This window comes from Solibacillus sp. FSL W8-0474 (assembly GCF_038004065.1).
In the GTDB taxonomy this organism is placed as follows: Bacteria; Bacillota; Bacilli; order Bacillales_A; family Planococcaceae; genus Solibacillus; species Solibacillus faecavium.
In genome coordinates this window covers 916,159-936,057 of the sequence record NZ_JBBOQJ010000001.1, presented here as the reverse complement: position 1 = coordinate 936,057, position 19,899 = coordinate 916,159, and the positions used below count along the sequence as shown (strand labels likewise).

The window sequence follows — 19,899 nt, the reverse complement described above, 5'->3', positions numbered from 1 at the left end:
GTTTCTCTAATGAATAACATCATATTTCCCCAAAAACAGATGAAAATTTATACTTTTTGCTCTAAACGTCCTACTTGCAAACGTATTTTATCTTTTTTCGTTCGCCCTTCTGTCATGATGACTTTCATGCGTCCATAGCCGCGCGCAGAAATAATATCCCCTTCCTGTAATTCGAAGGCGACCGCTTCACGCACTGTCCAATTTACTTTTACTTTGCCTGCCTGAATTAAACTTTGCGACTTTTGCCGTGAAATATTGGTAATTGTTGCAAGTACAACATCTAAACGCATCGATGACACAGTATGTGAACTTTCACTCCATTGCTCCTCATTTAAAATATATGGTGTATCAGGGTTTACTACTTCAGCATGCACCTTTACTTTGCCAATTCCCGATAAGTTTGCTCTTACATAATCAGCTATTTCTGTTGCCAATGCAAATTGCACTGTATTTTCACTAAGTCGTATATCCCCAAACTTTCCACGATCCAAGCCAATGGACAAAAGTGCACCTAATACATCAGGATGGCGGAGCTGCACAAATTTTGATGGATAGTTTAACGAATAAACTTCTATTTGAAAATCTGATTCTTCCGGCTGTAAATAGGAAGGGGCAATCAACATGCGCTTGCGCTCTGCCTCTTCAAAAACTCCTTCTGTAAACACTTGAAGATCTTCCGATTGCTGAATGATGGATTGCACGATAAAACGTTGTCGCGGATCTAAAAAATCAGTCAGCTTTGGGGCGTAACGATCCTCTACTTCACGTTGCCAACCGATTACCTGCTCAATAAATGGTTGCTCATCTTTGCGGAAATGTTGTATTAAATGCTCCATCATTATGCCTACTTTCTTATAGAATGTCTTTCTATTTTTTCCACTTTTCTTTTAAAATAAACTTCTCGTAAAACATTAATTTATATTTCTTTATTAAAATAAAGAAAACTCCTACATTGGCAGGAGTTCTTGCAATTATATTATAAGAAAAATGCTAGTACGCTATAAACGCCACGCTCAATGAATACTAATGCAAATAAACCTACAATTGGTGAAATATCAATCATACCAATCGGCGGAATAAATTTACGGAAAAAACCTAGATAAGGTTCACATACTGTTTCAAGGAAACGACCAACTGCTGAATCTTGTAGTGCTGGAATCCAAGACATTAATATGTAACCAATCAGCATAAAGCGATACACAATAAATGCTGTATTTACAATTGAAAATATAATCATTTTTTTACCTCACAAAATTTAATTACTCAAACGTTAAATTAGAAATTTCTCCTGATACTTCTACGTTTTCTGGTGTACATAAGAAAATATCATTTCCAATACGTTGAATATCTCCACCTAAAGCATACACTGTTCCGCTTAAAAAATCGATAATTCGTTTCCCTTGGTCACGATCGATTCGCTGTAAATTAACTACGGTAGCGCGCTTGTTCTTTAAATGTTCTGCGATATCCTGTGCTTCAGCATATACTCTAGGCTCTATTAGAACAAGTTTTGAATTTTTTGATGACGATGCAGCCTGTAAACTCACAACATTGTTATGATTTTGCGTAACAACTTCATTGCGTGGTGGTTGCTGTTGCATTTTACGCTCCTTTTTCATTCGATTTTGAATGAGTTGTGGTTGTTGCTTGTGCCCTGAATCCTGGTAATACTGCTGTGAATCACTGTGTACAGCTTTTGGTGTTTGTTTTTGCGATGTTTGCGTTTGAGCTTGATCATATTCTTCTTCCAATTCCTCTAAATAGAAGAATTTATCAAAAATGTTTTTAATGCTCACATTAAACCCTCCTTAACCAACAAGAGCTGTTCCAATCCTAACAAATGTCGCCCCTTCTTCAACTGCAATTTCGTAGTCATTTGACATGCCCATCGATAATTCAGTACAAGGTACATTTGGTATGTTCAATTGTGACATTTCCTGTTGCAATTGTTTTAACTGTTTAAACACTTGTCTTATAACGGTTTCGTCTTCTGTAAAAGGAGCCATTGTCATTAAACCCACTACTATAATCTTTGAAAATTGCTCAAGTTGCTTCACAAAATCCAGCGCTTGCTGCTTCGTTAAGCCATGTTTCGATTCCTCTCCCGAAACATTCACCTGTATAAAACATTTCACAGCTTTTGTAGCTCTTTTCTCAATTTCCTCAGCTAAGCTTAAACGATCAAGCGAATGTAAATAGTCGATATCATTAATGACTTGTTTTACTTTTCTCGTCTGCAGGGAGCCAATATAATGCCAGGAAACATTTGAATTTATAGATTGTAATTTATTCATTAAGCCTTCAGGGCGATTTTCTCCCAAGTTTGTTAGCCCAGCTTCTATAGCCTCTTTAGTACGAGCGATATCTACTTCTTTTGTCACTGCGATAATGTTTACTGTTTGATCTGTATTTGCTCGTTGTTTAGCGTTTACTATTTGTTTTTGAATATTTAATAGATTTTCTTCGATTTTCGCCACTTTTTTCCCAACTTTACAACAATAGTTTCTTACATTGTATCAAGGCACACTGGAATTTTCAATGAATAGGGTGAACTAATCATCGTATGATTTCACTAATATAACATCTTTTCCAACTGTGAGTATATGACTAAAAGCAATCTTCTTCACTAACTCTTCCCCTTGAAATAAATGGTAAAACTTTTTTGGTGGAGATATTATAAAAGCCGTGATGACCCCTTCCTTTTCATCTACTTCTGCGTCCACAATATAACCTATAAATTTTCCGCTTGTCGCTTCAATAATTTCCTTCTCCTGAACGGTTGAAAAACGCATTCCTCCATCCTCTCTTTGAAATTTAAATTACATTTCGAATAAGTATGTGAATATAGAATAAAAGGACAGCCCTACAAGTTGGACAGTCCTTCATCATTTCTATCTATTTAACGAAAATCACGTTTCATCATTTCTACTGCACTTTTTTCCAATCTTGAAATCTGTGCCTGTGAAATACCTAGAGATTGAGCAATTTCAGTTTGTGTTTCGCCTAAGAAAAAGCGTTTTTCTATAATCATTTTTTGTCTACTATTTAATTTTTTCATGCTTTCTTGCAGTGAGATTGAACCGACCCAATGTTCCTCTGTTACTTTATCTTTGATCTGATCAATCATAAATATAGCATCACCGCCATCAGAATAAATAGGCTCCTGCAATGACATGGGGTCCTGAATTGCATCCAGTGCAAATAGAACATCTTCTTTTTTCATCTCAATAGCCTGAGCTAATTGCTCGATAGTAGGCTCTGTTAAATTTTCTGCAATAAATTGTTCCTTCGCTTTCATCGCTTTGTATGCAATATCGCGCAGTGATCTGGAAACACGCAATGCATGGTGATCCCTTAAATGGCGGCGAATTTCTCCCATAATCATCGGTACAGCATATGTCGAAAATCGGACATTATGCTTTAAATCAAAATTATCAATTGCTTTCATTAAGCCAATGCAACCTACCTGAAATAAATCATCCGCCTGTTCACCACGATATGCATAGCGACCGACAATGCTGAGCACTAACCGTAGATTGCAAAATACCAATTGCTCACGAACAACCAATTCCCCTTGCTGTAATCGGATAAATAAATCCTTCATTTCATCTGGCTTTAGTACTGGTAATGTTGATGTATCTACACCACATAATTCCACTTTTGTACGCATACAACTTCACCTTCCGAACTTGATTGTCTTTTGTCTTTTCAATCATTTTGTCCGAATTGTCCATTGCTATGCGCGCCAAAATTAACCATCTTATGCAATTGGTTCGTTTAAATATTCCCGTAAATCTAAAATGATTTTTTTCTCTAATCTAGAGATATATGATTGCGATATGCCTAAATGATCTGCTACTTCCTTTTGCGTCATTTCGTCCTTCCCGTTTAATCCAAAACGGCATTCCATAATGTATTTTTCTCTTGGAGTTAGTTGATTAATGGCATTGAACATGTGCTGACGTTCAATTTTACGTTCTACGTCTAATGTAATAATATGTTCCTCAGTACCTAGTATGTCTGATAGTAATAATTCATTGCCATCTGCATCAGCATTTAACGGCTCATCAAAGGAAACTTCGCCTTTCATACGGCTCGTCTTACGTAGATGCATTAAAATTTCATTTTCAATACAGCGTGATGCGTATGTGGCTAATTTTATATTTTTATCTAAATTAAATGTTTCAATTGCCTTAATAAGCCCAATTGAACCTATGCTAATTAAATCCTCTATCGGTGTGCTAGTATTATCAAAACGTCTTGCAATATAAACGACTAAACGTAAATTTCTTTCAATTAACATATCTCTGGCATGCAAGTCACCATTCATAAAGGCTTCGACTACGACAACTTCTTCTTCTCTAGTTAATGGAATAGGCAATGAATCATGTCCCCCTATATAGTATGTCCCTTTTTTTCTTCTAAAGTAGCTCAGTATGTTTAAAATTATCGATTGAATTTTTTTAAGCAATATCGATCCTCCCTTATTAATTCGTTAGGACAAACACATGTGCAATCATTTGGGCATTTTGCGGAAAGCGCGCATCATTTTTCGTAAAAACAACATAGTGGTTTGAATACGCTTTATCGCCAACACTAATCGAGGCACGGAAAGCTGGTACAAGTACTGTGCCTTTTTGTACCGTGGTAATCGGAACTATACGTATTCGTTTTTGTACCTCTTTTGAAAACATTGTCAATGAGTAAGGCTCCTGTTCGTTCCATGCAAGCAAACATTTGTTAAATTCCTCGGATAACATAGATTGAACGGTTTTAAATGAAATAAAATGTACGGGTGCTTGGCTAAAAGGTTCCGTGCATTCATTCCCTGTATCGATATACGTTAATAGCTCTAATTGCATATCCAGTAATTCAACTTTACTAGTTGTCACATAACGACTTTGTGCAACTTGCTGCAATTTTTGAAACCAGCCTTTTCTCATTACTGTCAAACTAATACATACTATGCCGAAACATATAAAAATATATGCGAAAAATGGAGATGCAAGCAAAAATGGCTGTAATGCTGTTAATAATCCACCAGCGAGCAAAGTAGCAATCAATATCCACTTGCCTTGCTCATAAAATATTTTCCATTTAAATGAAAAAGCAATACCTAATAGTAAGATGAAACTTACAAGTAACATAAAGATGTTTCCCATAAATAACACAGCAATCATCGCACTACAAAAGGCTGCTAAAATTAATCTCCAAATTGGAATGATGGCGTTAGTCATAGTTGCTGTAAATTTTAGTAATACGAGATTCATTAAAAAGTTCATTAAAAGAATCCATTCTGCATACATGTATTGTCCTCCTAAAACAAGATTATCAAAGCAAATGCGAGATTTTTGTCTAACCGTTGCAGTAAAACCCAATAATCGTATGACATAGTATTACTTCATTCAAAAGCATTCGACAAAAAAAGCCAGCTTAACGTTTCCATTTCGAAACGTTAAACTAGCTTTTATATTGTATATTGGATTGATAATTAGCGATTGCGACGATTACGTAAAAACGTCGGAATATCCAGCGCATCATCCTGTTGATAGTTTGATTGCTGTTGTTGTTGCTGCTGTTGACGCGGCGCTTCCTGTTGTACCGGTTCTTGCATACGTGAAGGTTGCTGTTGTGTCGCAGCTTGTTGGCGCGCTCCAATTGACGGACGCACAGGCTGTGGTTTTTGGACAATAAAGTCGTCAGAGAACCCTGTTGCGATTACAGTAACAATTATTTCATCATTTAAGTTGTCATTAATAACAGAACCGAAAATCATATTAACCTCTTCATCTGAAGCTAATTGTACGATATCTGCTGCTTCCTGAACTTCAAATAAACTTAAGTTCGTTCCACCTGTGATGTTCATAATAACACCTTTTGCCCCATCGATCGATGTTTCAAGCAATGGAGAAGAAATAGCCTTTTTCGCTGCTTCTACTGCACGGTTTTCACCTGCAGCAATACCAATACCCATCAATGCTGAACCTTTATCAGACATGATTGTTTTTACGTCAGCAAAGTCCAGGTTGATTAAACCAGGTGTAGCGATTAAATCCGAAATACCTTGTACACCTTGACGCAATACATTATCTGCCTCACGGAAGGCTTCCAGCATCGGTGTTGATTTATCAACAATTTGTAATAATTTATCATTTGGTATAACGATTAATGTATCAACGGCTTCCTTCATCGAAGTAATCCCGCCAATTGCCTGAGTTTGACGTTTACGGCCTTCAAATGTGAATGGACGTGTTACAACACCTACTGTTAATGCACCTAAATCACGTGCAATAGAAGCGATTACCGGCGCTGCACCTGTACCTGTACCTCCACCCATTCCAGCAGTTACGAATACCATATCTGCTCCGCGTAATACTTCTTCCAGCTGCTCACGGCTTTCTTCAGCGGCTTTTTTCCCTACTTCAGGATTGGCACCTGCGCCAAGTCCTCGCGTTAACTTTCCGCCAATCTGTAATTTATATTCAGCTTTTGATAGATTTAAAGCTTGTGCATCTGTATTAACAGCAATAAAATCTACACCTTGTACACCATGTTCTATCATGCGGTTGACAGCATTGTTACCGCCCCCACCAACGCCGATTACTTTAATAACGGCTAATTGGTCCATATCCGTTTCGAATTCTAACATACACTTCTCCTCCTAATTGTTCACGTCATTCATTTTCGTATTAATCGAAAAATTTGTTTAATAGGTTTTTTGCGCGATCAATCACACTTACTTTATTTGCGCTTTCTACTCTCTCCGGCCCATTTGCTTGTTTTTTAGAAGGAGTTGATTGAGTAGGATAAGGTGCTACATATGAAGAAGGGTCTACCGGCTCACTTCTTCCGTAAAAATCGTCTTCTGCATTTGCGTATCGTATTAAACCAACCGAAGTTGTAAAGGCTGGTTCACGAACACCGATATAATCAGGCGTATAAATACGAACTCGCGTCAGCATAATTTGACGTGCCAGTTGGGCAATGCCCTCCAGCTGTGCTACTCCACCAGAAATTACTATACCACCAGGTAAATCCTGTACACCCATTCGAGCTAATTCATCTAAAACTAATTCAAATAACTCTTCTAAACGTACACCGATAATTTCCGAGATATAGCGTTGGCTATATTGATCTGTTGTATCTGTTCCAACAACAGGTACATCAAATAGTTGCTCATCGGAAGCATCATCATAAAAAGCATGTCCATACTGCTTTTTAATTTTTTCAGCTTGTTCAGTAGGTGTTTTTAGTACAATCGATAAATCTTTTGTAATATGATCTCCACCGACCGGTATAACTGCCGTATTCTTCAGTAAACCATCCTGGAATACAGCAACCGTTGTGGAGCCACCACCTAAATCTATATAAGCCGTCCCTTGGTTTTTTTCGTCTTCCGTCAGCGCAAAGTTACCTGCTGCCAATGGTTGTAAATAAATTTCACGAATTTGCAAACCTGCACGTTCTACACATCTTAATACATTATGTACAAGCGTCTTTGAGGTTGTAATCATCGTTGCATCCATCTCTAAGCGAATACCAATCATTCCGCGTGGATCCTTAATTTCATCCAAGTTATCTACTATAAATTGTTTAGGAATTAAGTTTACTAGCTCTCGCTCTGGTGGAATCGACATAACTTGTGCAGAGTCAATTACCCGTGCCAAATCATCATCCGTAATTTCACGGTCTTCACCATTTACCGCCACTACTCCCTTTACAGGCTGTAAGATAGTTTGATTTGCTGGTACACCGAGCACTACTTCCTCTATTTTTATACCAGTCATTCGTTCTGCTTGGTCCACAGCTTTTTTTATCGATTGTACAGTTGCATCTATATCAACAATTGCACCTTTTCTTATACCAGTTGATTTCACATGACCTACACCAATTACGTGCAATTGATCATCGTTCATTTCTCCGATTAGGACCTTTATAGAAGAGGATCCAATATCGAGCGAGACATATATTTCTTGATGATTCAACTTCTGCACCTCCTTCGATTACTCCTATAGTTTATTCTATTGTAAATTTACATGATTGTCTAAGTAAAACGATAAATTGTAATGATATTTTAACGTGATTGTTATGAGTTTTCCTACTTATTATGTTTTCTATTTTCAAATTTTGTCAAAATCAGCCTACGAATTACTGCAATATTCTGAAATAGTCGTACTCCAAAGGCAAAAATTGCAGCTAAATACAAATCTACACCTATATGAACTCCTAAAAAAGCCAATCCTGCTGCTAAAATTATATTAAAGAAAAACCCTGAAATAAATACTTTATCGTCATATACTTGTTGTAGTTGTGCGCGAATTCCGCCGACCATTGTATCGAGAGCAGCTAGTACAGCAATTGATAAATAGTTTTCATAGACAGATGGAATTTGAATATCTGTTAAAATACCCAATACCACACCAAATATAAGTCCTAAAAGTGGTAACCACATATTCGCATCCCCTTCTATTTCTCAGTTAAATAATTACTTTTTTGCACGGTTACGACTGAGTTTATTCGTACATTTTTTTCTGCTTCATGAATTGTCAATACAAGATTGTCGATATAGAATTCATCCTGAAATGAAGAAGCCAATAAATGATTTTTTAACTTTTCAGCTTGCTCATAAGTAGGTGTTATCACATTTATTTCTATATTAGTTTCCCCTATTGGCTCACTATTTATAGTTGTTTGTCCGTTAATATCACGAATGGCGGTATTATAGGTCAACCTTTTGTCATCAATTTCAATTGCATGTGCATTACTGCGGTATAAATCGTTAACAAGGCGAATTAATAATTCAGGGGATACAGGCTTGATTTCATAACCAAAGTCCATTAGCTCCTGTGAAGGTTCGATGCTCAATGTCAAACCTGGTCCGCTTATTGGTAAAATACCTGCACGCTCTTTTAAATTATTTACTGTTTGTTCTAATAGAATTTCAGGATTATTAAATTCCGCATCTTCATATTTACTTACTGTTTCAGACAGGTCGCTAATTGCTGTTAGAAGCTCTGAATGCCGCTCCTGTTCCACTGAAAGTTGTTGACGTATTTCCCATATATCTACTGTGTTACGTTCAGCCGGGCTTTGAACAGTGTTGTATTGCACCGCCAGCATAAAGCCAATGATGAACGAGATCATCGTAATATTACGGTACATTTTTTTCGTCATCATCTTCCCTCCGATATTATGCCTTACTCATCGCTGATAGTTTTCATTTCTATTAAGTCGCTTTTTTCTACAGTCACGACAATTTGTTCATTGATCAACTGGTCAAATACCCCACCTGACAATTCCAATGAGGAGACTAACACCTCTTGGTTACCTACTGCTTCTACTACAAATGGTGCTGGATACTGTTGCCCATCAACCGTAATAACTGGTCCGTTACAAATAATATACGAATTCGGTTTTAACCGCTGTCCGTTTATTGAAATGGCCTCAGCCCCAGCAATTTTTAGTTCATTTAATAATTTAAATATGTGACTTTCGTGAACAATATACTCATTTGGATTCGTTGTATTGGAATTATAATCACCATCTCGAAGCGTAACTTTAATGCCTTGTCCTACTCCAGCCGATAATCCTAATAATAATCGTAATTGTTCTGCATCCTGTCGATTTTGTTCATATTGAGCCTCATTAGAGGAAAATTGCTTTTCATATGCACGAATTTTATCTTCCAATTGCGCGAGTTCCTCTGCCAACTCTTTGTTGCGTTCCTTTTTTGCAATTAAATCTTCCCTATATTGATTTTCTTGCTCAAATTGTGGAGAGGCAGAACTTAACGTACGCTTGTCCTTTGATAAATTATAAGAAAAACCGATTATAAAACCGGTTATTATACATACTATTAATAAAGCAATATATTTACGAGACAACAATAATGACTTTTTCTTAGGTTGTTTTCTGTTGTTGTTTTCGCTATTCATCATTTTCTACTTCCAGTTGCCCCCCTTCTTCGGTCTCAGCACTGCCTTCATCATTTAGATCCAGGTTTTCTGAATCTTTGTCAACTAAAGAATATTCATCTGAAAAAGGTCTGTAGTAAGAACCAACTTCAATATCTACAACCCCTTTTTCAAATGCTTCCTCATTTTCGATTTGGGCAACGATTGACGGATAGTAATTGAGCTTTTCGGCTAGAGTATTCGCATCTGCCCGAACTTCATAACCATCATTCATATAAAGCGTTATCGAATAGGGATCGGCTTCGGAAGGGTTTGCATTGATTTGAGATATAAGTGACAATACCTCAGGCTTCAATTTTGCAAGCTCCTTCAATAGCTTTTTTCGTAAAGACTCATCTTCAAATTTCAAAAAAATTGGCGCATCGATTGGAACAATTGCATTGGGTTCATTAAAAACAACCCCATTATCAAGCATGGGGTAAAATTCCCCATCCTTTGATATATAGGCTACTTTTTGCCATTCCTCGACAGTGATTTCAACTTCATTTAAAAACTTCCGTCGTACCTCTACAGATTTCACCCATTCATGCTGAGCAATCTTTTGCTGCACATCCGGAATTTTAAATCCCCATAAGGAATCATCAACATTTAGATTCGTCTGTTCAATATAAAATGTGTCTTCTTTAAGCTGTGCACCCTTTATATTGATCTTTTTAATATCACTATAAGGTAATTGAAAATAAAGAAGTATCATGATGACGAAAAGAAATACTGTAACTAATGCAAGAAATTTTAAATTTGTACGGCGTCTTCTACGTTTTTTCATAGTAGGTACGCGCTCTGTAATATCGATTATCTTTTCCATCATCTGTCTACTCCTTTCTTTTATCATTTGAAAGATTCAAAATGAGCGCTACGGTAACCCATATTACGACTAACGAAGTCCCTCCATAGCTTATAAATGGCAATGTTACACCCGTTACGGGTAACAAATTTATGACAACCCCGATATTAAGACCTGCCTGAACAGCAATCATCGTTGTTAATCCGCATATTGCATAAAAGTGAAAAACATGATCACACTGTAAAGCCAATCGATAGCCAAATACTAAAAAGCACGCAAAAATAAGCAGTAGTCCCATCCCACCAACAAGTCCGATTTCCTCTAAAATAATTGCGAAAATAAAATCATTCTGCGGTTCTGGTAAATATAAATACTTTTGTCTGCTTTTTAATAAGCCATGTCCAAATAATCCTGCAGGTCCTATTGCAAATAAGGATTGTACTGCCTGGAATCCACTGCCCAAAGGATCGGCCCATGGATTGATAAATGCCTCAATACGTTTTAGCCGGTACGGAGCGGCAATGATTAACCCGACCAATCCAGCCATTCCTAGACTGATTAGAATGACATATAGGCGTAACGGATATTGAGCAATAAAAAACACAATTAAAACGACGACGACTAAAATGAATACAGCACCAAAATCTGGTTGTAACATAATAAGTGCGGATGGAATCATTAAAATCATAAAATGTTTCCATTGAACAATTCGTTCATATGATTTCCGCTGCGATAATAATGCGCTAATATAAATAATTGTTGTTACTTTGGCAATCTCAGCAGGTTGAACAGTTAATGGACCTATGCCGATCCAGCTTTGTGAGCCATTTCTAACAATTCCGATACCAGGAATCATTACTGCAACAAGTAACACTAACGAGACAATATAGAGCATACCCCATATTCTTTGACTTCTTAATAATTCCCATTTCATCATTGCTATACAAATAAATAGCGCAATAATAAAATAAATGGCCTGCTTTTGGTAAAATGGGGTTTGTCCAGTATAATGAACATTACCCCAATATGTACCAGCAGAAAAAATAAAGACTATACCTATAATCGACAAAACGATTGCACTTATAAAAAAATATTGTTGTAACTTTTGCGACAGTGTAACTATCCTTTCTTATGAAAGTTTCATAACACGATCAATAAATAAGTCGCCACGAATTTCAAAGCTCGCATGTTGATCCCAACTTGCACATGCAGGTGACAATAAAATGATGTCACCTTCCTCAGATATTTTTGCCCCGTAACCGACTGCATCCTCTACATCAATTGCACGTACGATATTTGTAATGCCACATGACTTTGCAAATTCAATTAAGCGAAGTGCAGTTTCCCCAAATGCGACAACTGCTTTTACGCGTGTCATTTCCTTACGAAGCTCTTCAAATGAATGCCCACGATCCAATCCGCCGGCTAACAAAACAATTGGACTGTTAAAGGCAGCTAAAGCGCTTTTTGTTGCGAGTACATTCGTTGCCTTTGAATCATTATAAATTTTTCGTCCTTGCCATTCTCGTACAAATTGTGTACGGTGGCGAACACCTGCAAAGGTTGCAAGCACTTCCTGAATCGCTTCAATCGGACAGTTTTGCAACTTAGCGGCCGCAACGGCACATAATATATTTTCAAGATTATGATCACCGGGTAAAACGATTTGTTCACGACTTAATATCGCTTCTCCATACCAGTAAATATTTTTTTCATCTGCACTAATGCCATGATCTGACCGGCCTTTTGTAGTGAAAGGTATTAGTTGAGCTTTTGACTTACTTGCGTATTCAGCAACAATTTGCTGATCCGCATTATAAATAAAATAGTCGTCGCTCGTTTGATTGCGTGTTACACCAAATTTAGCTTCTGCATATTCCTCAAATGTCCCATGATAATCTAAATGGGCTTCATAAAGATTTGTTAAAATGGCAATGCGTGGTCGGAAAGTACGTGTACCCATTAATTGGAATGAGGATAATTCAGTTACAATAACTTCATCCTCACTTGCTTCTGCTGCAACGCCACAAGCCACAGTTCCGATATTCCCGGCAATTAACGGCTTTAACTGACCAGCTTTTAACATTTCATAAAGTAAAGTCGTTGTCGTCGTTTTACCATTCGAACCCGTAATACCGATGAAAGGTGCTTCACTTACTAAATAAGCAAGTTCCATTTCTGTAATGACTGGCAAACCCTTTTCAATAGCATCTGCAATAATCGGATTTGTATATGGAATACCTGGATTTTTAACGACAAGTTCAAACCCTTCATCCAACAAATCCTCTGGATGCCGTCCGCAAATCACCGTAATTCCTTTTGATAATAGCTCTTGCGCCTCGGGATTTGCATCAAATGGTTTTGCATCATTTACTGTTACAAATGCTCCTAATTGATGAAGTAGCTCAGCTGCCGCAACTCCACTTTTTGCTAAACCTAACACTAGTACTTTTTTTGATTGCAATCCTTCATACTCCATCATAATAACGCCTCCGCTAAAACTGCTATAAGTGCTACGACACAACCAGTCGACCAAAATACAATAACTACTTTCCATTCAGACCATCCTGATAATTCAAAGTGATGATGAATAGGACTCATTTTAAAAATACGTTTTTTACGAAGTTTATAACTTCCTACTTGCAAAATAACCGACAATGTTTCGATGACGAAAACAAGACCGATTAATAACAACAACAGCTCTTGCTTTACTAATACCGAAATCATTGCCAATGCACCACCAAGCGCCAGAGATCCTGTATCTCCCATAAATACTTTTGCCGGGTTTGCATTGAAAATTAAAAATCCTAGCAGAGCACCTGTTACAGCAAATGCAAATAGCGCAATATCGGCTTGCTCATTAAACAGTGCAATAACACCGAATGCTGCAAACGCGATTGAAGCCGTACCTGATACAAGTCCGTCTAAGCCATCTGTTAGATTGACTGCATTGGAAAACCCTACTAACCAAAAAATTAAGAAACCTACATACAAGATTCCTAGGTCTATGGATATATCTGTATATGGAATACCTACAGATGTGTCAAAAGAACCTAAACGTAATAGTAAAAATGCTGCGATCGCAATTGCGATTTGGCCAATTAACTTTTGTAGTGAAGTTAAGCCTAAATTACGTTTAAAAATAACTTTTAATCCATCATCCAAAAAGCCAATTACCCCAAATCCAACTAAAACAAGTAATAGTACAACCGTTTGTGTTGTAAATAAGTCAAAAATTATTGCGACAACAATTGTCGAAATTATAATAGCTAATAAGAAAATTAATCCACCCATTGTAGGTGTCCCAGCTTTTTTCATATGGGATTGAGGTCCTTCTTCTCGTATGCTTTGCCCGAACTTCAATCTTCGTAAAAGCGGTATACCCATTGGTGCTAAAATGACCGTCAATAAAAATGATGAAAAAAGTATGGTCAATGTTGTTGATAATGTCATAATATATCTCCTTTAAAACTTCTGTCTGGATATGATGGATCGTTTGATTTTTCAACGGTTTGTATCTGATATGTTATTGTGAAAAAACAACCCTCACTATAATAGTTGTTTTAGCTGAATTTTAAAAGGCTGAAATCCAATTTAATTTCCTAAATATAAATGAACAATGTCGGTTTGAAGAATTTGGCTATCAGGCGGTGGAACTTGCTCGATTATCTCATTTCCTTCTCCATGCCATTGAATTCTATAAGGATACAAATTCGGTATAACCTTTTCCTTTGTCAACCCAACAAAATTTGGTATGCGCTCTGTCAATTCATCGCCCCAAACGTAGTTTCTTTCTATTTGATTCTCTTGCTTTTCTATATTGTACAGCGGTGCCGCGTCTTCGATAATACGCCCGACAATCGGTGCAGCAATTACACTACCAAACTGCAATGAACTTTTAGGGTTATCTACCGCTACATAAACAATAATTTCTGGATCATTCGCAGGTGCAAAACCGATGAAAGAAACGATATAATCTCCATCCTTATAACGTCCATTCTCAACCTTTTGGGCAGTCCCAGTTTTTCCTGCAATACGTAATCCATCCCGGAAAGCTTGACGACCGGAACCTTTCGCTACAACTAGCTCTAAAGCATGACGAACTTTCTCCGATGTTTCCTCACTAACTACTTGTGCTTTCACTTCAGGTTTCTGTTCCATAATCACTTCATTGGTATTTCCATCTAAAATTTTCGCTACAGTATATGGTTTATATAGTGTGCCGCCATTAACAGCTGCTGCAACAGCCTGCATTTGTTGGATTGGCGTTACGGAAACACCTTGACCAAAGGACGTAGTAGCGTGCTCTACCGGACCAAATGCCTCTTTTGAAAACAGTATTCCTGAAGATTCTCCTGCTATATTAGAACCTGTTTTTTTACCAAATCCAAATCGATGGATATAATCGAGTAATTTATCCGAGCCGATTCGTTGACCAAGCTCGACAAATCCAGGGTTACAGGAGTTTTGGACAACTTCGTAAAACGTTTGGTCTTTATGTCCCTCACGTTTCCAGCAGCGTAAACGTGCTCCTTCAACCATCGTATAGCCTGCGTCATGAAAATGGTCATGTTCCATGTCTACAACGCCTTCTTCAATAGCCGCACTTAGAGTAATGATTTTAAACGTTGAACCTGGCTCATACGACATAAATACTGGAAGATTACGATTATATATACTTGGGTCCACTTCTGAAAACTTGGTTGGATCATACGTCGGGAAAGAAGCAAGTGCCAGTATTTCCCCACTGTTCGGATTCATGGCAATAGCCAACGCCTGATCAGCATCGTATTCTACCATTGCCTGCGACAATTCCCGTTCGACAATTTTTTGGAGTTTTAAATCAATTGTCAGCTGGATTGTTGCTCCATCCTTACCGTTTTTCCATTCGTCATCTACATGTTCTAACGTATTTCCTTTTGCATCAGTGAATAATCGAATTGCTGCATTCGAGCTTTTTAATAATTCATTATATTCGTATTCAATTCCTGCTAGCCCTTGATTATCAACACCTGTAAAACCTAAAAAACGCGCCAATAAGTTCCCATGCGGATAGGACCTCACATAATCAACTCCACTGTACAAGCCTGGAATTTGCATTTGTTGGATTGCCACTGCTTGATCATATGAAATATTTTTTGCTTCCGGTGCTATTTTCACTAAAGAAATACGTTGCTCTAATCTTTTTAAAATTTTGGCACGATCTTTGTTCAGCACTTTGGAAATGGCATCTGCTACATATTCTTTATCTTCGTTTTGCGATGGCATGAAGTACAACGTTGGCGCTAATTCATTCGAAACGATGACTTCTTCGTTTCGATCGGTAATTTTCCCTCGCTCCGCATGGAATGGAATTTCCCGGTCCCAATTCTCTTTCGCCATTGTCGAAAGCTTATCGTACTGAATCACTTGAACGGACACTAACTTAACAAAAATCGCCACGCCGTATACTACTAGTGCGATGGCGATCCATGTTAAGCGTTTTTTTGATTTCGTTGTTACCCACTTCATATTATGACACCTCACCTAAAATAGCGTATGTTATAAATGAAGTTTGTATTCAACTCTCTCTAATCTTGTGGAAGTTCTTCTTCAATTTCTTCGTCTACCATTTCCATATCTTCTGCTGGTGGTGTCGAATGTTTCTCTTCAGGTGTTTTAAGCTTTACTACGATTGGTGCATCGTCAACAACTACCGTCCCTTGGGATATACTCTGACTTTCTACATACCCTTCACCAACAATTTCAATCGGCAGTTTTGACAATGATTTATAGACAAGCAGATTACGTAAAGACCAGCTTTCAAATGAAGGTACCGTTATGTCGCCATTTGTTTTTAAAAATACAATACTTCCTTTTGTTAACGAAGTATCGGAGGCTGGGAACTGTTCTGAGATTTCTCCCCCTTGACCGATTACTACCGGTTGTAGCCCTTCTGCCTGTAGTTTAGTCATTACCGAGTCAGTTTGTTGTCCTATATAATCCGCAATTTTGCTCGTTTGCACTTCAGCTACATCTGTTGGATTTATATTCATGTATTTCAAACTATTTAATATAACTGAGTTAAATACCTGGGATACAGGATCAGAACCGATTTCTGTATCTGCAAGTTTTGGTTTCGCTACGGATATAAACATAACTAACTGTGGGTCTTCCATAGGTGCCATTCCTAAAAATGAATAAAGGAATTCATTTTTCCCCCAGTCATAACCTACACCACTTGCTTTAGGCATTTGCGCTGTTCCCGTTTTTCCGGCTACTTTATAACCTTCGATTTGGAAACGTTTCGCATTCCCTGCTTCCCCATAAACTGTAGAAGCTAAAAGCTCCCTTGTTTTTTTTGCTGTATCTTCAGAAATAGGTTGTCCTTTTTTTGTAGGCTCCGAATCTTCTACAATCTCACCTGTATTTGGATTTACTATTTTATCAATGACATATGGTTGCATCATCTCACCATTATTCGCAATTGCAGTTATTCCTTGAATTAACTGAATTGGTGTAACTGTAGAGCCTTGTCCAAATGTTGTTGTATATTTTTCCAAAGGATAACGGGAGTTAATAATTCCACTTGCTTCATTTGGAAGGTCAATACCCGTTTTTTGACCGAAGCCAAATTCCTTAATATAGCTCTCGTACGTTTCCCACCCCATAATATCAAGCAAATTTGTCATTGCTGTATTTGATGAGCGTTGGAAACCTTCTAAATAGGAAATTGGCCCCCATCCATACCGATTATGGTCACGTATAGTATCTTTATAAACTTTATACTGGCCCGACTGGTATGTGGCATTTGGGTACCAATTTTGAGAATCGATTGCTGCTGCAACCGTAAATGTTTTAAAAGTAGAACCTGGCTCAATCGTGTTTTCTATCACATCGTTCAGCCAGTTGCCATCCAATCCTTCACGTGTATCCGGGTTAAATGTTGGCCGTTGTGACATTGCCAATATCTCTCCTGTTTTAGGATTTGCAACGACAGCAACCATTGACTGGGGTTTGTACTGATCATTTACACGGGACATCGCCTCATCCAAAAAGTTTTGAATGGTTTTATCGATTGTCAAATAAATGTCATTACCATCTTGTGCATCCTGTATAATTTTATCGCTATTTGGCAATAAATAATTACGAGCATCTCGTTGGTATGACAATTTACCATCTTTACCTGTTAACTGCTCATTATAAATAGATTCAAGCCCCATTTTGCCTACGACAGAGGAATTCCCTTTATCATCCGTTTCGCGCAATGCAAAACCGATTAGATGGGATGCGAAGGCACCATTTGGATAATAGCGCTTTTTGTCGCTATATAAAATAATCCCAGGTAATTTAAGTTCTTCGATTTTCTTTTTCACTTCATGACTGATCCCGCGCCCCGCAAGTCCAAATTCAACTTGATATGTGTTTGTTCCAGACTTTGGAGTTAGTCTGGCCAATATTTTTTCTTCATCCATCGGGATAAATTGCGCTAACAATTTGGCTGTTTCTGCCTTATCCACAACATGGCGAGGTTTATTTTTATTTTCTGTTGCAGATTCATTAATCACGGCAACAAGTCGATAGCTTAGCGTATCTTCAGCAATTACGTTTTCATTGCGATCTAGGATTTTCCCACGGTCTGCCGATAGTACATAACCCGTCTCGTACCTTGCTAAAGCTTCAGCTTCCAACTCATGCCCTTTCACTACCCCTGTAGCCTGTATCGAAACGAAGCGCCAATATAATAGTAAAAAGAGCCCCCCAAAGATTAAAAACATTAGAAAGGCTCCATACTGGTAACGAAATCTTCTCTTTTTCATTCCCCCGGCACTACCTTCACATTTTTCTCATTAAGTGTTAATCCGAGTTCTTTCGCTTTTTCCCAAATACGTTGATGAGTGGAGCGTTCACTTACTTGTACTTTTAAATCAGTATTATTATTATTTACCTCTGCTATGTCTCGTTCAATTGATTGGATTTCCATACTAAGTGTTTGGATTTCTCCTTGAGTATGTAATATGGAAACAGCGAAAGATGCTACTATGACTGTAAAGATTACGAACAAAAACTTTTCCTGAACAGAAAAAAACTTTAATTTCGGCTTTTTTCTTACGACAGGTTGTCTTTGTTCTTGCTGCTGATGTTGAGGTAGTTCTGGCTGCTGTTGAACATAAACTTGCCTAGCTCTTAATGCCATTTATTACCCACGTCCTTTGTCGTTAATTTTTTCAGCGATGCGCAATTTTGCTGAACGTGAACGATTATTCGCAGCTAACTCCTCGTCTGTTGGTAGAATCGGCTTTCTCGTCACTAATTTAAGAATAGGTTTCATATGCTCCGGAATAACCGGCAATCCATGAGGTAAATCCGGTAGTGATGAAGCCTCTTTAAATAGAGTTTTTGTCAAACGATCTTCTAATGAATGGAATGTGATGACACTAATACGACCACCAATTTTCAATAAATCGATTGCATCTACTAATGAATCTTCTGCTGCACCTAACTCATCATTTACTGCAATTCGAATCGCCTGGAAGATTCGTTTTGCGGGATGTCCACCTTTTCGACGTGCTGGAGCTGGAATACCATCTTTAATAAGCTCTACCAATTGTCCTGTCGTTTCAATTGGTGCAATTTCACGAGCCTGTTCAATTTTACGCGCAACTTGTTTTGAAAACTTTTCTTCTCCATACCGGAAAAAAATGCGAACTAGATTTTCGTATGACCATTCATTCACTACATGATATGCACTGATTTCTGCCGTTTGGTCCATACGCATATCAAGTGGCGCGTCATGGTGGTAACTAAATCCTCGTTCTGGTGTATCAAGTTGTGGTGATGAGACACCTAAATCATATAAAATTCCATCTACTTGATGTATATTCAATTTGTGTAATTCCTCTTTTAAGTAACGGAAATTTGAGTGTACGAATATAACACGATCTAAATAATCGGCTAACCGTACTTTAGCGTTTTCAATGGCTATTGTATCCTGATCAAAACAGATCAAACGGCCGTTTTCTGACAATTGCTGTACAAGGTATTCACTATGTCCTGCACCACCTAATGTGCAATCTACATAAATACCGTCCGGATTGATGTTCAACCCATCAACAGTTTCTTTCAATAATACAGTTGTATGATCGAACATATTTTAAAGCA

At 37.7% G+C, this 19,899-nt stretch carries 21 protein-coding genes; all 21 read right to left on the bottom strand.

All coding sequences use genetic code 11. The annotated features are described in order from the left end of the window. Positions 1 to 47: 47 nt before the first annotated feature. Positions 48 to 836, bottom strand: coding sequence for a YlmH family RNA-binding protein (locus tag NYE67_RS04580; RefSeq protein WP_340729320.1), 789 nt, complete (start codon positions 834 to 836; stop codon positions 48 to 50). Positions 837 to 976: 140 nt separating this feature from the next. After that, positions 977 to 1,237, bottom strand: a complete 261-nt coding sequence (locus tag NYE67_RS04575) for a YggT family protein (protein ID WP_340729319.1) — start codon at positions 1,235 to 1,237, stop codon at positions 977 to 979. A gap of 22 nt (positions 1,238 to 1,259) precedes the next feature. Further along, entirely contained in the window at positions 1,260 to 1,796 is a 537-nt protein-coding gene (locus NYE67_RS04570; protein WP_340729318.1) for a cell division protein SepF, read from the bottom strand. 12 nt (positions 1,797 to 1,808) lie between these two features. Next, positions 1,809 to 2,477 (bottom strand): YggS family pyridoxal phosphate-dependent enzyme, encoded by a 669-nt coding sequence (locus tag NYE67_RS04565; RefSeq protein ID WP_340729317.1) that lies wholly within the window; start codon positions 2,475 to 2,477, stop codon positions 1,809 to 1,811. Positions 2,478 to 2,552: 75 nt separating this feature from the next. Then, positions 2,553 to 2,792, bottom strand: coding sequence for a PRC-barrel domain-containing protein (locus tag NYE67_RS04560; RefSeq protein WP_191698489.1), 240 nt, complete (start codon positions 2,790 to 2,792; stop codon positions 2,553 to 2,555). Positions 2,793 to 2,899: 107 nt separating this feature from the next. After that, positions 2,900 to 3,670 carry an RNA polymerase sporulation sigma factor SigG gene (gene sigG / locus NYE67_RS04555; protein WP_340727160.1) on the bottom strand — a complete coding sequence of 257 codons (771 nt, stop codon included), beginning with the start codon at positions 3,668 to 3,670 and terminating at the stop codon, positions 2,900 to 2,902. A gap of 90 nt (positions 3,671 to 3,760) precedes the next feature. Next, positions 3,761 to 4,471, bottom strand: coding sequence for an RNA polymerase sporulation sigma factor SigE (sigE, locus tag NYE67_RS04550; RefSeq protein WP_191698491.1), 711 nt, complete (start codon positions 4,469 to 4,471; stop codon positions 3,761 to 3,763). A gap of 16 nt (positions 4,472 to 4,487) precedes the next feature. Next, a complete protein-coding gene (locus NYE67_RS04545) occupies positions 4,488 to 5,306 on the bottom strand; it encodes a sigma-E processing peptidase SpoIIGA (protein ID WP_191698492.1) in 819 nt (272 codons plus the stop codon). Between the two features lie 185 nt (positions 5,307 to 5,491). Beyond that, positions 5,492 to 6,649 (bottom strand): cell division protein FtsZ, encoded by a 1,158-nt coding sequence (ftsZ, locus tag NYE67_RS04540; protein ID WP_340727159.1) that lies wholly within the window; start codon positions 6,647 to 6,649, stop codon positions 5,492 to 5,494. Positions 6,650 to 6,689: 40 nt separating this feature from the next. Beyond that, positions 6,690 to 7,985: a cell division protein FtsA gene (gene ftsA, locus NYE67_RS04535; RefSeq protein WP_191698494.1), complete on the bottom strand. Its 1,296-nt coding sequence runs from the start codon at positions 7,983 to 7,985 to the stop codon at positions 6,690 to 6,692. Between the two features lie 113 nt (positions 7,986 to 8,098). Next, entirely contained in the window at positions 8,099 to 8,452 is a 354-nt protein-coding gene (locus tag NYE67_RS04530; protein WP_191698495.1) for a small basic family protein, read from the bottom strand. A 14-nt stretch (positions 8,453 to 8,466) separates the two neighbouring features. After that, the gene (locus NYE67_RS04525) at positions 8,467 to 9,174 is read right to left on the bottom strand and encodes a DUF881 domain-containing protein (protein ID WP_340729316.1); all 708 of its coding nucleotides are present in this window, start codon (positions 9,172 to 9,174) and stop codon (positions 8,467 to 8,469) included. 23 nt (positions 9,175 to 9,197) lie between these two features. Next, positions 9,198 to 9,938, bottom strand: coding sequence for a DUF881 domain-containing protein (locus NYE67_RS04520; protein WP_340729315.1), 741 nt, complete (start codon positions 9,936 to 9,938; stop codon positions 9,198 to 9,200). Beyond that, positions 9,928 to 10,779, bottom strand: a complete 852-nt coding sequence (locus NYE67_RS04515) for a cell division protein FtsQ/DivIB (protein WP_340730883.1) — start codon at positions 10,777 to 10,779, stop codon at positions 9,928 to 9,930. The genes NYE67_RS04520 and NYE67_RS04515 overlap by 11 nt, the downstream gene beginning before the upstream one ends. A gap of 7 nt (positions 10,780 to 10,786) precedes the next feature. Then, the gene (ftsW, locus tag NYE67_RS04510; RefSeq protein WP_445683381.1) at positions 10,787 to 11,842 is read right to left on the bottom strand and encodes a putative lipid II flippase FtsW; all 1,056 of its coding nucleotides are present in this window, start codon (positions 11,840 to 11,842) and stop codon (positions 10,787 to 10,789) included. Positions 11,843 to 11,887: 45 nt separating this feature from the next. Continuing rightward, a complete protein-coding gene (murD, locus tag NYE67_RS04505; protein WP_340729314.1) occupies positions 11,888 to 13,240 on the bottom strand; it encodes a UDP-N-acetylmuramoyl-L-alanine--D-glutamate ligase in 1,353 nt (450 codons plus the stop codon). Next, positions 13,237 to 14,211 carry a phospho-N-acetylmuramoyl-pentapeptide-transferase gene (gene mraY / locus NYE67_RS04500; RefSeq protein ID WP_191698499.1) on the bottom strand — a complete coding sequence of 325 codons (975 nt, stop codon included), beginning with the start codon at positions 14,209 to 14,211 and terminating at the stop codon, positions 13,237 to 13,239. The genes murD and mraY overlap by 4 nt, the downstream gene beginning before the upstream one ends. A 141-nt stretch (positions 14,212 to 14,352) precedes the next feature. Next, positions 14,353 to 16,269, bottom strand: coding sequence for a penicillin-binding transpeptidase domain-containing protein (locus tag NYE67_RS04495; RefSeq protein ID WP_191698500.1), 1,917 nt, complete (start codon positions 16,267 to 16,269; stop codon positions 14,353 to 14,355). A 59-nt stretch (positions 16,270 to 16,328) separates the two neighbouring features. After that, a complete protein-coding gene (locus NYE67_RS04490) occupies positions 16,329 to 18,515 on the bottom strand; it encodes a penicillin-binding protein (protein ID WP_340727153.1) in 2,187 nt (728 codons plus the stop codon). A gap of 38 nt (positions 18,516 to 18,553) precedes the next feature. After that, positions 18,554 to 18,934, bottom strand: a complete 381-nt coding sequence (gene ftsL, locus NYE67_RS04485; protein WP_191698502.1) for a cell division protein FtsL — start codon at positions 18,932 to 18,934, stop codon at positions 18,554 to 18,556. 3 nt (positions 18,935 to 18,937) lie between these two features. Next, entirely contained in the window at positions 18,938 to 19,888 is a 951-nt protein-coding gene (gene rsmH, locus NYE67_RS04480; RefSeq protein ID WP_340727152.1) for a 16S rRNA (cytosine(1402)-N(4))-methyltransferase RsmH, read from the bottom strand. Positions 19,889 to 19,899: the final 11 nt, after the last annotated feature.